The sequence below is a fragment of the Winogradskyella thalassocola genome, assembly GCF_900099995.1.
In the GTDB taxonomy this organism is placed as follows: Bacteria; Bacteroidota; Bacteroidia; order Flavobacteriales; family Flavobacteriaceae; genus Winogradskyella; species Winogradskyella thalassocola.
This window is the reverse complement of record NZ_FNCZ01000009.1, coordinates 92,243-107,523: the sequence shown is the minus strand read 5'-3', so window position 1 is coordinate 107,523 and position 15,281 is coordinate 92,243. Positions and strand designations below refer to the sequence as shown.

The window sequence follows — 15,281 nt, the reverse complement described above, 5'->3', positions numbered from 1 at the left end:
GTTGGGTTAAGCGCGTTCTATTACCACTGCAGAAGCACCACCACCACCATTACAAATAGCAGCTGCACCTAATTTGGCATTATTTTGATGTAAGACATTGATTAACGTCACTAAAATTCTAGCACCAGAACAACCTAATGGGTGTCCTAATGAAACAGCACCACCATTTACATTGACGTTAGTATCAGTTAATCCTAAAATTTTCATATTTGCTAAACCAACAATAGAAAATGCTTCATTAAATTCAAAGAAATCAATTGCATCTATGTCAACATTAGCTTTTGCTAGTGCTTTTGGTAATGCTTTTGAAGGAGCAGTAGTAAACCAATTAGGTTCATGTGCAGCATCAGCATATCCTTTTATAACAGCAATTGGTTTTAAACCTAATTCTTCTGCTTTTTCTCTACTCATTAAAACTAATGCAGCAGCTCCATCATTAATTGTAGACGCATTTGCTGCTGTTACAGTTCCGTCTTTCGTAAAAGCAGGACGTAACGCCGGAATTTTATCCATTCTCACATTAGCGTATTCTTCATCTCTATCAACAATAACAGGTTCTCCACGACGTTGAGGAACTTCCACAGAAATCACTTCTTTGTCAAATTTACCTGCATCCCAAGCCGCTTTAGAGCGTTCGTAAGATTGAATAGCAAAAGCATCTTGATCTTCTCTTGAGAATTCATATTCCGTAGCACAAGCATCTGCACAAACTCCCATGGCATTATTATCATATGCATCTACTAAACCATCTTTTTGCATGCCGTCTACTAAGGTCCCAGGACCAAATTTAGTTCCGGTTCTAGCGTGGAAATAATGAGGAATTAAACTCATGTTTTCCATACCACCAGCAACAACAATATTAGCATCTCCTAGTTGAATAGCTTGAGCTGCTTGCATTACTGCTTTCATACCAGAAGCACAAACTTTATTAATCGTAGTACAAGGAATTGTATTTGGTAAACCAGCAAAAATAGCGGCCTGTCTTGCAGGTGCTTGTCCTGTACCAGCTTGCACAACATTTCCCATAATAACTTCATCGACCAATTCTGGTTTCAATTTAATTTTATCTAAAGCTCCTTTAATAGCTGCAGCCCCTAAACGTGGTGCTGGTACTGTAGATAGGCTTCCTAAAAAACTTCCAATTGGTGTTCTTACTGCTGAAACGATAACGACGTCCTTATTCATTGTGATTATGTTTGATGTTATTTGATGCGAAATTAAACATTTTTTGAGAGATTTGAGAATGTATTAATGATATTAGCCGTCTAAAATTCTAATATTTATTACATTTGATTGTATATGAATGTATTCTACAATAAGTGGTATAAGAATCACGCCTTAGTCTATAAGATTTTGTTGTTTATAGTAACAACATTATTTATAGTATATCTATTTCCAAAAACAGGAAAGTTTAGATACTCGTTTGAAAAAGGAAAGCCTTGGCAATCCGAAAACTTATATGCGCCTTTTAACTTTGCTATCAAAAAGTCTAAAGAGGAATTAGATAAGGAGAAGAGCGAAATAAAAGGCCAAAGTCTCGTTTATTTTGAAATAAATACGGAGATAAAAGAAGAGGTGTTATCTGATTATTTAACAAGGTTTAATCAGGTGTTTAAGGATTCTAGTAATTTTAGTATTGAAAATTCTGACCTGTACAAAAAAGGAAAAGCAATTGTTAATAGTCTTTACAGTTCAGGCATATTAGATTCCGATTATAACTATGCTGACGATAGAGCTGTAAAACTAGCGACCGCTAATAAAGTTGAAAAAGAAATTCAATATGGAAGTTTATTTGAGCTGAGTAACTTACGTCAACGGGTAGAGTCGGATATGGGGAATTCCATTCCTATAGATGTAAAAAAACGCATAGTATCTGTTTTTTTCGACGTTATTAAACCTAATATTAAACTTAATGCGAGCTTAACAGAAAAAGCCTTAGAAGAAGAGCTATCAAGAATATCTCTAACAAGAGGGCGTGTAGAGAAAGACCAGCTCATTATTTCAAAAGGACAAGTTATTGAAGAAGCTCAATATGATATTTTAAGCTCTTTAAAATCAGAATATGAATCGCAAGTTTGGAATTCAGCCAATTACAATTGGGTACTTATAGCATATACGTTGTTGGTTGCCTTGGCGCTGTTAATGTTATTATTATTTCTTAGTAAGTACAGAAAAGAGGTCTTTATAAATAATACAAAAGTTACGTTTATATTTTTCAATATTGCGTTAATGATCTTGTTGAGCACTTTGGTGATTAACTTTAATTCTCAGTATATCTATGTCGTCCCATTATGTATTTTACCCCTAGTATTAAAAGCCTTTTTCGATGCTAGATTGGGTTTGTTTACGCATGTGCTTACCGTTTTGCTTTTAGGTTTTGTGGTGCCCAATAGTTATGAGTATATGTTTCTTCAGATTATTGCGGGTATGGTTACTATTCTGACGGTTTCGGAATTGTATAAACGTGCTAACCTTTTCATTTCAGTAGGTCAAATAACATTTATTTATATCATTGCTTACTTTGCCTTTTTTGTGATTCACGAAGGGCAACTAACAGGGTTAAAAGTTGAAATTTTTGGGATGTTTATCCTCTGTGGTTTGGCAACGCTATTTGTTCAACCTTTAATTTATATCTATGAAAAAATCTTCGGATTAGTATCTGACGTGTCGTTATTAGAACTTTCTGATACCAATACCAAATTATTGAAAGAATTATCTAACCGAGCACCTGGAACATTTCATCATTCGTTAAACGTTGCGAATTTGGCAGAAGCATCAGCCAATGAAATTGGCGCGAATGCTATGTTGGTTAGGGTGGGAGCTTTATATCATGATATTGGTAAAATGAATAATCCAACTTATTTTACTGAAAATCAGAGTACAGGTATTAATCCGCACGATGAATTATCGAGTGAAGAAAGTGCTAAAGTAATTATAGATCATGTTCTAAACGGGATTGAAATTGCAAAAAAATACAATTTACCAGATCGTGTTATAGATTTTATAAGAACGCATCATGGAACGAGTTTGGTTTACTATTTTTATATGAAAGAAAAGGCAGCCAATGAAAATGTAGACATCAAAGATTTTACCTATCCTGGACCAACTCCTTTTAGTAAAGAAACCGCCATTCTGATGATTTGTGATAGTGTTGAAGCAGCTTCTAAAAGCTTAAAAGAACCAACAAGCACTAAGATTAATGATTTTGTTGAGAACATAATTAACAAGCAAATGGAAAGTGGTCAGTTTCTAAATGCTGATATCACCTTTAAAGAAATTCAGGCTCTTAAGAAAGTACTTAAGTTTAAGTTGGCTAATATTTATCATTTAAGGATTGAGTATCCTGAGTAAATTGAAATATGCCTCAGTGTGTGTGTTGTCCACGTTCTTTACTTTTCAATTGACGATATTATAAACACAAAAAAACTCAATATAAATGTTATTAAGGCTTCTTGTGATTGCACGAGGATTCGAACCTAGGACCGCCTGCTTGGAAAGCTGATGCTCCACCAACTGAGCTGCTCTCACATTTTGTAATTAAATTGCTTTAATTAGTGGTATTTCAATATGTAGAATCGTTATGTTTATTTTAGATTACTTCGCTTCGCTCAGTATTTTGGATTGGTGAGTCAATCGAAATGATTTTTATAAAAGTGAGCTTTTGTAAAGCTGCATTTAAAAATCATTTGTGGGGAGAGCAGGATTCGAACCTGCGAAGACGTAGTCAGCAGATTTACAGTCTGCCCTCGTTGGCCGCTTGAGTATCTCCCCAATACTTTAATTCAATATTTCAAACTAAAAAGACCTCTCAATTTAGGATGTCTTTAGAGCGAGAGACCGGGTTCGAACCGGCGACATTCAGCTTGGAAGGCTGACGCTCTACCAACTGAGCTACTCTCGCATTTTTGGTTAGCGGTCGCGAATATATAAATATTTTTTAAAAATGTATTAATTTTTCTTTTTTTTAGGCTATAAAATTTACTGTAGGTTCAACGTAGAACTTATCTATAGATTTAGAGTTGAAATATGTGTTATAAAACACAAAAAAGCCTCAACATAAATGTTAAGGCTTCTTGTGATCGCACTAGGATTCGAACCTAGGACCGTCCCGATTATAAATCGGGATACTCAATCATTCAGTACTATTTATTAGTGTGCGTATAAACTCACTAGATTTTTGCTTTTTTACATACATCTCGTATTGATAAGCTTCAGATTTGGTTGTAAATTCTTTTGTATAAACAACAGTCCAAGGAAATCCGGATTTGGTAGATTTACTTCTTCCGGTATTATGGCGTTTAAGCCTATCTTTTAGATCAGCTGAATGTCCGACATAAAATCTATTTTTTGATTTAGAATATAAAATATATGTAGTATACATAATTCTAAGATACTAAAAAAAGCCTCACTATTTTTAATATGGCCTATTGTGATTGTACTAGGATTCATGCTTAAAGCTGTCCTGATTATAAATCTCGATGCCCTATCTCAATGATTTTCGAATTTGTTATATAATATAACTATAAAACACAAAAAAGCCTCAACATAAATGTTAAGGCTTTTTGTGATCGCACTAGGATTCGAACCTAGGACCGTCCCGATTATAAATCGGGATGCTCAATCATTCAGTGCTATTTATTAGTTTGCGTATAAACTCACTAGATTTTTGCTTTTTTACATACATCTCGTATTGATAAGCTTCAGATTTGGTTGTAAATTCTTTTGTATAAACAACGGTCCAAGGTAATCCGTATTTGGTAGATTTACTTCTTCCGGTATTATGGCGTTTAAGCCTATCTTTTAGATCAGCTGAATGTCCGACATAAAATCTATTTTTTGATTTAGAATATAAAATATATGTAGTATACATAATTCTAAGATACTAAAAAAGCCTCACTATTTTTAATGCGACCTATTGTGATCGCACTAGGATTCGAACCTAGGACCATCCCGATTATAAATCGGGATGCTCTATCTCAATGATTTTCAAATTTGTTATATAATACATACTTATAAAACACAAAAAAGCCTCAACATAAATGTTAAGGCTTCTTGTGATCGCACTAGGATTCGAACCTAGGACCGCCTGCTTAGAAGGCCAAAAAAGCGACTATTTTTAAAAGTAATATTACTTGTAAGTGTTTGATTTATTGAGGTTTAGTTTATTTTAGGATTGTTTGATATGATTTGTACTCAAACAAAAGTGTGCGTAAAGTGTGCGTAATTTTTGCTAACTTTATATCTAAAATTACTGAGAAATGGCACGAGCAAAATTAATTTTGGATACCAGAGCTAAATCAAAAACTGCGAATGAAGGGTTGTTTCCAATCGTAGTTAGAGTTTTTCATAAGAGACCTAGAATGATTCGTCTTCCTTACAAGACGTCTAAAGCTGGATGGGATGCAAATAACATGACAATGAAAAAATCAGTTTCAGTAAATAAGGATTTGGATTGTGATGAGATTAATAAAGCGTTATATGAAAAACTTCATTCAGCAAAGACTTTGATCAATGAACTTGGTGATACTCTTAATCAGATAACAGTTGATACGCTAGTTGAGAATATTAAGAAAATATGGGATGATAAATTAGATTCAAAGGTTAAGAAAGATCTTTCTAATGAAATTACTATTGCGGAATGGGGTAACGTTTTAATAAATCGAAAACTGAAATCTAACAAACCTGCAACTGCTAATTGGTACAAAAATGCAATAACAGCTTTTGAAAAATTCAATAATAATTCTCCTGTAAAGTTTCATCAGATTACAGTAACTTTTTTAACTGATTTTGAGATAGAACATTTATCAAAAGGAAATTCTAAAAATTGTATAAGTTCATACGCAAGAGCAATTAGAGCTATTTATAATAGTGCAATTAAAGAAGATGTATTTATACCATTTAAACATCCTTTTTCTAGTTATAAAATTCCATCTACAACAAGAACAAAAAAAAAGGCATTGTCTAAAGAAAAAATAAATGCTATTCGAAATTTGAAATATGAAGAAAACAGTACTCTTTGGCATACAAGAAATTATTTCTTAGCCATGTTTAATTGTAGAGGTATGAATTTAATTGATCTTGCTAAATTGAAATTAGGTGATATAAAGGGAAATAGAATATTTTATGGCAGAAGTAAAACCAACGACCCTTTATCAATTAGAATCACCACAGAATTTTCTGAAATACTTAATAAGTATACCCATGATAAGGAGCCCAATGACTTTATTTTTCCAATAGGTTATGACGGTTCGGTTGAAGCTTTTAAAAAATATCGCTCAGACAGAAGATTAATTAACAAATTATTGAAGAAAATTGCAAAAGATGCAAATATAGAAGAAAAAATAACCTCTTATTATATACGACATTCTTGGGCAACTATCGCAAAAAACATGGGCATTTCTACGGAAATAATTAGCGAAGGGCTAGGGCATCAATCTATTCGAACAACTGAGGTTTATTTGAAAAGTTTCGAAAATATAGTTTTAGATGAAGCAAATGATCTTATCGTTGGTTAATTATTAAAACAATCTCATGAAATAACTCATAAGAATATAGATAATATGTTTTGGTCTTCCTATGCATTAAAGTTATATTAGATTATTTAGTAAATCTAAAAGATATTTTGAATAAAAATATTATAACAGCGTTTAAGTATAATTTATTTAAAATACATATTTGAATGAGTTGGTACAGTTTAATAATAAATATGCTCGTTACACCATAAATTTTTTATAGCTCGAATCAAAGGGATTTACGATCTATAGAATAAAATGATGCCTTAAATTGATCTTTCATTTTAGCTGCGGTTTCTCCATTCACTATAAAATCTGTAGAGATAACAGTGATCCTTAATAACTCTTTAGATGGTGTATCATTATAGCTAATTTTACCGGTTTTCTCGACTAAAACAAATTCTTCCTATCTTAATTTTTTTAATTAAGTGGACTAAATCAGATGCTTCAATAGTAATAAATTAATCTCCTTTTCTTAAAACCATATCTCCAAAAACCTCATTTAAGACTTCAAAATCAATTTTGTTTTCGCTACAAAATTTTCGAAACCCAATTAAGATTTTTTTTAGATTAGGATCTTTATCTGGTTATATTAAAAGAACCTTCTTCATTGAATTATAATTACTGAGAAATGGCAAGAGTAAAATTGATTTTGGATACTATCACTAAGTATAAAAGAGTGATAGAAGGGCGGTTTTTTATCTTTCTGCTACTTTCTAATAAGATACTTTGGATTATTCGTCGTTTTGATTAGAATTCTAAACGGGATGAGAAACTAATAATACAATTATTAAAAACATCTATTTTTGTAGATAAGGATTTGTATTTTATCAGAACTGAGATTCCTTTAAAATAAAATTCATTTTAATTAATACTATATTTGGTTTATTCTTTAACAATTTGATAGAAATTTAGGAAGCTTTTAATTTGATTAATAAGATTTGAATTTTAGTCTTTGCCAAATTTTTCATGAACAAATTATGTCTAAAAAACGTTTAGTATTAGTAGTTATTTTCATCTAGTTTTAAGATTATTTATTTGAACAACGATATGATGCTAATCACTCAAATTATAAAATATTACTCATTATCTCATAGAGCAAAATTACTATTAAAATTAATATTAATTTGGATCCAAAAGGATTAAATGCATATTAAAAATCTTAATCAATACTTCATAAAATTAGGCATAAAATTCTGTTTGAATAAAGTTTAACAATCCTACTGACCTAGGTCATTTCTAAAACTCTAGTTTCCATGTAATTTAGCAGTAAATAAATTGTTTAACTTAAAATTATAAAATTATGTCACTTGTAAAATTTAGAAACAGAAGACCATGGGGAAATCTTGTTACATCAAATTTTTTTGATAATGATGATTTTTTTAGTAACCCATTATTGAGTAATGAACTTTGGAATACGCAATTGAATGAGCCAGCGCTAAACATTAAAGAAACCAACGAAGCTTTTGAGGTAGAATTGGCAGCACCTGGATTTTCTAAAAAAGATTTTGAAGTAACCATCGATGACGGATGCTTAAATATTTCAGCAGAAAATTCACATTCTGAAGAAGAAAAAGAAAACAACTATACACGTAAAGAATTTAGCTATAATTCTTTTGAAAAAAGATTGCAACTTCCAGATTCTATAAAAGAGGAAGATGTTAAAGCAAAATATAAAGATGGTGTGCTTAGTTTTAATCTTATTAAAAAAGAAGAGGCTAAACTGCACAAGCCAAAGAAAATTGATATTGCGTAAAGTGTGATTTTTAATGAAGATGTTTGGAGATTACCCTCTTGCCAAAATTTTTTATCTAAAAGTTTTGGCAAGAGGGTTTTTAAATCTTTTACTTGTAGTAGTGATTGATTTTAATTTATAATACCAATGACCATGTCAGAACCTTTTTCTCTTTCCATAAAATCTGTAGTAGACAGGTTAAACAGTAATACTAATTCTGGTATAACTGAAAGTAAAGTAAAGGAACGTATAAAGGAATATGGCAAAAATGAGATAGCAGCAAAACTACCAAAGAAAACAATAAAAATCTTAATAGACCAATGTAACGATCCAATCATCCTCATTCTCCTGGTTGCAGCAGGTCTTACTTTCGTTTTTAACGATGATTTGCCCGAGACTATAGCTATAATCACTGTTGTCCTAATTACAGTAATTATAGGCTTTATAATGGAGCTACAAGGCATTCGTTCTCTTGAAGCACTTCGACAGATGGGATTTACTGAGAGCACGGTTTTGCGCAACGGAAAAATTAAAACTGTAAAATCATCTGTACTTGTACCAGGTGATATTCTTTTAATGGAAGTAGGAGATGTCGTTTCAGCGGATGCTCGGCTCATTACTGTTGAAAACTTAGCAATTAAAGAAGCATCGTTAACTGGAGAAAGTAGAGCTATCTACAAGCATGTCAACGTTCTACCTCGCGCCACTATATTATCAGACAGGAAAAATATGGTGTTTAAGGGAACCACTGTAGAGCAAGGTTCTGCAAAAGCAATCGTAGTTGCTACTGGAAAAAACACGCAACTAGGTAAGATTCAGGAAATGGGAAGTACGATTGAAGAAGAACGAACCCCATTAGAAAAAAAAATAAGTGCATTAAGTAAACGGCTTATATACCTTACCTTATTTTTTGCAATCCTCATTATTTTTACCGGTTATTTAAGAGATTTGGATATGCGTTTAATCATAGAAACAGCCGTAGCATTAGCTGTTGCAGCAATACCAGAAGGGCTTCCTGTTATAGCAACTATGGCTTTGGCAAGAGGTATGATGAAACTATCCAAGCGAAATGTTATTATAAAAAAAATGGAGGCTGTTGAAACTTTAGGAGCTACAAACATTATTTGTACAGATAAAACAGGTACGCTTACCGAAGATAAAATGCAAGTACATACCTTGATTTTTGAAGGTGAAGTTCTAAGCGAAATACACAACAAAGACAATGTTTACTTTGAGAATATAGAAAAATCCAAAGCTTTAAATGTTATAATAATGAATAGTGTTTTGTGCAACAATACTATTTTAAATGCAAAAGACATGAAAGGAGACAGTGTTGAATTGGCACTCATTCAGTTTGTTAAAAAATTGCATATTAATCCAAAAGAAATTAAAGAGAATAATCCTGAAGAATTAGAGATTCCGTTCAATACCTCTAGTAAATTAATGGCAACATTAAATGTAACAGAGAAAGGGTTCACGGTTTACGTAAAAGGCGCTTTTGAGAGTGTTATAAACCTTTGTAATACCATTCTTAAAGACAACAAATCACAAGTATTTAAGAATAAAAAAGAATGGACTAATCGCGTTAATAATTTGGCATCTCAAGGGCTAAGAGTATTAGCTTTTGCTTATAAAGAACTCGATGAAAAACCAGAAAAAAATAAGGTGTTATCTCAGTTAACTTTTATTGGAGTTATTGGATTTTTGGATCCAGCTAGAGAAGATGTAAAAGCAACCATAAAAGTGTATAAAGAAGCGGGTATAAAAGTGGTAATGATGACGGGAGATCATCTAAGAACTGCAAAAAAAATAGCTCAAGAAATTGGCTTATTACCTCAAAATTCGGTTTCAAGTAGTATTTTACATGGACAAGACTTACAATTTGAAACTGAACCAAACCCTACTATGGTAACAAATATATTGAATGCTTCGGTTTTTGCGAGGGTAACACCAGAGCAAAAATTAAAACTGGTTTCCCTTTATCAAGTAAATGATAATGTTGTAGGTATGTTTGGTGATGGTATTAACGACATTCCTGCTCTGCATAAAGCAGATATTGGGATTGCCATGGGCATTAGAGGTACACAAGCAGCAAGGGAAGCAGCAGATGTTATTCTAAAAAATGATAAATTTACAGCAATGGAATTGGCCATTAAGCAAGGACGTGCCATTTTTGATCATATAAGACAGTTTGTGGTATATCTACTGTCTTGCAATTTGGCAGAAGTAGTGTCTGTAGGTTTGGCAGCTTTACTCGCTTTACCAGCACCATTATTACCTTTACAAATATTGTTTTTAAATCTTATTACAGATATATTTCCTGCATTAGCCCTAGGTATGGGAAAAGGAGAAGTGGATATTATGAAACGTCCACCAGGGAAAGCCAACGAACCGATTATGTCTGCAAAACGATGGAAATCAACCATTATCTTCGGGCTTTGCATAACGACTGCTGTTATTGGTATTACTGCCTATGCTCACTTCGTACTTCAACTAACATCTAAAATAATAAACAATATGGCATTTTACACCTTAGTTTTAGCGCAATTATTAAACGTTTTTAACATGGCAGAAAGCAGAGTATCATTTTTTAATAATGAAATTTTAAAAAATCCTTGGATATGGTCTTCTATTGTTATATCACTATTGATAACCGTGGGTATCTATTACATTCCGCCTGTGTCAAACGCACTTTTCTTAACCAATTTATCTACAGAACAAATAGGTTGGGTAATCGTTTTTGCTTTTGGTTCATTGGTTTTATCACAGATTTTTAAACGGTTAGGATTTACGTTTTAATCGTGTTTTACGCACTTTTTTATACATAGACTTTAGACTATTTTTATAGTTAGTAATAAAGCAATTATTAGTGAAACATAAAAAAAAGACCATTAAACCTATCAAAGCTCATTGGTCTTTTTTGTAATCTCATTTATACAGTAATGAGTATTTTAATTAATTTTTATAAGCATTGTTTCAAATTTATAAAAAATTACCATCTTGGTCCGTTTTAACTCTAATGGTTTTCTCTCCATTAGTCAATTTTAACTTATAGGTTTTTTTAGATTCCCATTCTGGCTCAGAATAACTCACTTTATAGATATCTTTATCTACTGCCCAGTTAGGAAACCGTTCTACTAACGCTTTACTTACTGAAAGTGGTAGTTTTACGTTCTTATAACGTTCAATAGTTCTAAGTAACTTACCATCTTCGTCATAAGTAGCTACAGCATATCCTTTTGGAATATAAAATGACACATTGTAACTATCATATTCATCGCTGTAATACTCTTCTTTTGTTACATCAAACTTAGCCAGTTTTATTTGTAAATCTTTAACGCTTTGATCAATATCTTCATCCACCACTTCATAAATGTATTTGTATTTGATAGGGCGAACGACAACTGTGTCGAGTTCAACTATTTGTGCAAATATTGGCGAGGTGAACGCACAAATTAATAAAAAAAGAAATAAATTTTTCATAATAATAAAGTTTAAAAGTTAATAATATTCAAATTTAAACATCAAACAAAAGCTGTAAAATGACCTCGGTCATTAGATTGATTTTATTGTAGTAGAAGCATCTTGGAATCTAGCTATAGATTAAATTTTGGTTTTGTTAAAACTCATTTATTTGATAATCTAAAAGAGGCTTTCATAGTTGCTTTTTTTTGTTGAAATAGCTTTATAGATGAAACAGTCTTTTGTTGTTCCATAATAATGCGTCCCATCAAATAACAAATAGTGGACTCGGCACCTTGGTTTAAATTTACGTTCGTTTTTTCTAAGCCGTCATAACAACCACCAGTTATTGGGTTATACATAATTTGATTGAGATGATTTTTACCTAAAAACCAATCAAATGCTGTTTGCATCATCGTTTTATACATAGGATCTTCAAACGTTTTATAAAAGAGACTTAAAGTCTGTATGGTATAAGAAACATCAATAGGTTGTTCTCCAAATTTACTTGGAATACTGTCTTTTTTATACCATCCTTGATTAGAAATTACTTTAAAATGCCCATTTATAAACATCTTTGATAGTAGAAAATCAAACGATTCTATAGCGACTCTCTTATAAGAATCTTTACCTGTTACTAGATAACTATAAAGTATAGCTTCTGGAAGAACACTATTAGCATACGTTAAGTAATTTTCAAACCAGTTCCAGCTTCTTATCGCATTGACATCGTAATTTGAAATAAGGTTTTTTGATAGTTTTTTAATAATTGATATCGCATTGTTATCTTTATCTGCAGAGTTATATAAATATAATCCTTTTATCACAAAACCAATAGCTCTAGGAGACAAAATATTGCTCATCCATGGTATACTTCGTAAGAGACTTAATTTCGCTCTAGTTACAAAAGTTTTTGGTAAATGTTCTTTTAAAGAAACAACGGTTCCCAGAGCCCAAATAGCTCTTGCATTAGAATCCTCTAGATTTACATAGTCGTTTTTTATATGCGTGTGGTTGTGCTCATCCACATAGTTTATAAAAGTGCCATACTCTGTTTGGCAACGCTCAATAAAAGATAAGTATGTATCTATAAATAATAAGTTTGAAGATTTTTTAAACACATTATAATGCATACACATAGTGATTAACGCACGAGCATTATCATCCAAGGTATATCCAGAATTAATATCTGGTTCAGAAATTTTGCTAAACTGAATTATGCCTAAAGCTGTGGTCATATTTTTTAAATGGTTTAGCTTTATTGGAGGATAGTTGAATGTAGTTTTCAACGATTCATCGATACTTTTTTTATAAATATCAATTTGTTTTATAGCGACATTATTCCATGAAGATGCTCTTGTTTTTTCAAAAGCGGAGAGTGCCATAGACTCTCGTAATGTGTTATTATGTAGTATTTTAATTGTTTCTTTCGCCATTTGTTCTGAGTCTTCAATAGGTACTAATATTCCTTCGTTAATTGAAAGCACTTCGTTAGTATGCGGAATAGCTGTTGCCACGATAGGACAAGCGCAACTCATGGCATAAGCAAAAGTGCCACTTACGGCTTGGTTGGCATCTTTAGAAGTAAATAGGTAAATATCTGTTGCCTTTAAATAGTCCAAAAGCTCGTCTATTTCTAAATAGCGATTAATAAAACTGACATGGTTTTTGAGTTTGAGTTCTTTAACAAGCAATTCTAAAGAATCTCTATAGTCATCTTTGTTGTTTACTAAGGTATTGGGATGTGTTTTGCCTAAAATTAAATACAAAACATTAGGTGTGTGATTAATAATTTCTGGCAATGCTTTTAAGGCTGTCTCAATACTTTTGCCTGAACTTAAAAGCCCAAAGGTTGACAAAACTGTGCGATTTTCTAAATTAAATTTACGTTTAGCATTTTGAGTATTTTCATAATTAACGTTATGAGTGCCATGTGGAATGCATGCAATACTATTTTCATTAATATCATAATCGTCTACTAGTATCTTTTTAGATTTTTTAGTCATTACAATAACAGAATTACTATAAGAAATAAGTAGCTTAACAAAAGCCATTAATTTTTTATCAGGAGTTGGTATAACGCTGTGAAATGTGAAAGTTACTGGTTTTTTTAGTACGTCCAGAAAACCTAATAAATAGTTTCCATAAGTGCCACCAAACAAACCAAATTCATGTTGTATATGTACCAATTTTATAGTATTGTCGCCATTTATTTCTCTGCCAATTTTAGTGTAATCTGACTTTAATGTGGGATTGATGGTAAAATGAACATTATGATTTACATCTGTATTATCTGAAATATCACAGATTTCGCAAGCCAACTTTTCACCAAAAACATCAGTAATAGCAGAAATAATATCTTGGGTATAAGTAGCAATGCCACATTGTGTTGGAGGAAATGTTGATAGAAACAGTATTTTAGGTGGTGAATTTATTTTCATTGTTTTTATTGATTTTTCAGTTCATCTAATAGTGTATTAATATTAACGGATGCCACTGCTACGCAACTATCTGCTGCGCCATAATAAATATAAAGCTCATCATCAAAAAGAGCTGTTCCTGTTGGGAATACTACATTGTTTACGTAGCCTACTTTTTCATAACTTTCAGTAGGAGAGAACAAAGGTTTATTAAGTCTTCCTAGTACTTTTCTAGGATCATTCAAGTCTAATAAAACTGCAGAGGCATGATAAATTAAGTGTTTTGTATGGTTTTCTACACTGTGGTATATAACCAACCAGCCTAAATCAGTCTCAATAGGAGGACATCCACCACCGATATGGCTACTTTCGTGTTTATATTTTGGTTGTAATACAATATGTTGTCTTAAATTTGAAATGTAGGTCTCCCAAAATGCTACCGTTAACTCAGAAGGGTCATTGAAATATAAGATTTGAATAGAGGGAAAAAGTCTGTGGAATACGGCAAATTTTCCATTTATTTTCTTCGGAAAAAAGATAATGTTCTTGTCCCAAACATATATTTTTCCTTTCATTAATCGCTCAAGCTTATACCGACAATATAAATCATAGAAAAGTGTATGATGGATACTTATTTTTTCATAATTATTTTTAATAAGCTCTGAATATTCTTCAAAGGTAAATTTGGGTGTAATAATACCTTGTCGTTCAAAGCTTTTTAAATCTTTTGAAGTAGCATATGCACCAAAAACGTTAATACTGTCATAAGCAGCATACGAAAGATAATAGGTATCATCAATTTTTGTAATTCTAGGATCTTCCACACCTTGAAATTCTTCTGGAGTTTCTGAGAAAAAGATAGGCTCATTATAGCGCTTAATAACTTTTAAAGGACCTTCTAATTTGCTATAACCTATGGTAGAGAAATTTCCATTTCTAACAGCACGATATAATAAATGCACGGTATTTCCTTCTTGAATTGCAGCAGGATTAAAAACTCCTAAATTTTCAAAGCTATTATTCGTCTTTTCGAGAATAATACCATGTTTAGTTACTAAAGTCATTATAATGCATTGGATTTTTGATGAAATTAACTTTATTTAATAACCGCTAAAATGATCTAGGTCATTTCAAAACTGTTTCATTGGTACT

General features: G+C 31.8%; 10 protein-coding genes and 2 tRNA genes. 4 read left to right on the top strand and 8 right to left on the bottom strand.

Annotated features, from left to right (window positions below; genetic code table 11):
• Nucleotides 1-6: 6 nt before the first annotated feature.
• Nucleotides 7-1,185 carry an acetyl-CoA C-acyltransferase gene (locus BLT80_RS16905; RefSeq protein WP_092470164.1) on the bottom strand — a complete coding sequence of 393 codons (1,179 nt, stop codon included), beginning with the start codon at nucleotides 1,183-1,185 and terminating at the stop codon, nucleotides 7-9.
• A 114-nt stretch (nucleotides 1,186-1,299) separates the two neighbouring features.
• Here BLT80_RS16905 and BLT80_RS16900 point away from each other — a divergent pair, with 114 nt between their 5' ends.
• Entirely contained in the window at nucleotides 1,300-3,351 is a 2,052-nt protein-coding gene (locus tag BLT80_RS16900) for an HD family phosphohydrolase (protein WP_092470162.1), read from the top strand.
• 338 nt (nucleotides 3,352-3,689) lie between these two features.
• Here BLT80_RS16900 and BLT80_RS16890 read toward each other — a convergent pair.
• From BLT80_RS16890 to BLT80_RS16875, 4 genes are all read right to left on the bottom strand, one after another.
• Nucleotides 3,690-3,771, bottom strand: a tRNA-Tyr gene (locus BLT80_RS16890).
• A gap of 57 nt (nucleotides 3,772-3,828) precedes the next feature.
• Nucleotides 3,829-3,901: transfer RNA gene (locus BLT80_RS16885), tRNA-Gly, on the bottom strand.
• Between the two features lie 231 nt (nucleotides 3,902-4,132).
• Nucleotides 4,133-4,381 (bottom strand): GIY-YIG nuclease family protein, encoded by a 249-nt coding sequence (locus tag BLT80_RS16880; protein WP_092470160.1) that lies wholly within the window; start codon nucleotides 4,379-4,381, stop codon nucleotides 4,133-4,135.
• 240 nt (nucleotides 4,382-4,621) lie between these two features.
• Complete coding sequence (locus BLT80_RS16875) at nucleotides 4,622-4,870, bottom strand: GIY-YIG nuclease family protein (RefSeq protein WP_092470158.1); 249 nt, start codon at nucleotides 4,868-4,870, stop codon at nucleotides 4,622-4,624.
• A gap of 388 nt (nucleotides 4,871-5,258) precedes the next feature.
• Here BLT80_RS16875 and BLT80_RS16870 point away from each other — a divergent pair, with 388 nt between their 5' ends.
• From BLT80_RS16870 to BLT80_RS16860, 3 genes are all read left to right on the top strand, one after another.
• Complete coding sequence (locus BLT80_RS16870; RefSeq protein ID WP_092470156.1) at nucleotides 5,259-6,515, top strand: tyrosine-type recombinase/integrase; 1,257 nt, start codon at nucleotides 5,259-5,261, stop codon at nucleotides 6,513-6,515.
• Between the two features lie 1,300 nt (nucleotides 6,516-7,815).
• Nucleotides 7,816-8,268, top strand: a complete 453-nt coding sequence (locus tag BLT80_RS16865; protein ID WP_092470154.1) for an Hsp20/alpha crystallin family protein — start codon at nucleotides 7,816-7,818, stop codon at nucleotides 8,266-8,268.
• Nucleotides 8,269-8,400: 132 nt separating this feature from the next.
• A complete protein-coding gene (locus BLT80_RS16860; protein ID WP_092470253.1) occupies nucleotides 8,401-11,046 on the top strand; it encodes a cation-translocating P-type ATPase in 2,646 nt (881 codons plus the stop codon).
• A 183-nt stretch (nucleotides 11,047-11,229) separates the two neighbouring features.
• Here the strand turns inward: BLT80_RS16860 and BLT80_RS16855 are convergent, their stop codons facing one another.
• From BLT80_RS16855 to BLT80_RS16845, 3 genes are all read right to left on the bottom strand, one after another.
• Nucleotides 11,230-11,730 carry a nicotinate-nucleotide adenylyltransferase gene (locus BLT80_RS16855; protein WP_092470152.1) on the bottom strand — a complete coding sequence of 167 codons (501 nt, stop codon included), beginning with the start codon at nucleotides 11,728-11,730 and terminating at the stop codon, nucleotides 11,230-11,232.
• 143 nt (nucleotides 11,731-11,873) lie between these two features.
• Nucleotides 11,874-14,150 (bottom strand): glycosyltransferase, encoded by a 2,277-nt coding sequence (locus BLT80_RS16850; protein ID WP_092470150.1) that lies wholly within the window; start codon nucleotides 14,148-14,150, stop codon nucleotides 11,874-11,876.
• Nucleotides 14,151-14,155: 5 nt separating this feature from the next.
• Nucleotides 14,156-15,193, bottom strand: coding sequence for a glycoside hydrolase family 130 protein (locus BLT80_RS16845; protein ID WP_092470148.1), 1,038 nt, complete (start codon nucleotides 15,191-15,193; stop codon nucleotides 14,156-14,158).
• Nucleotides 15,194-15,281: the final 88 nt, after the last annotated feature.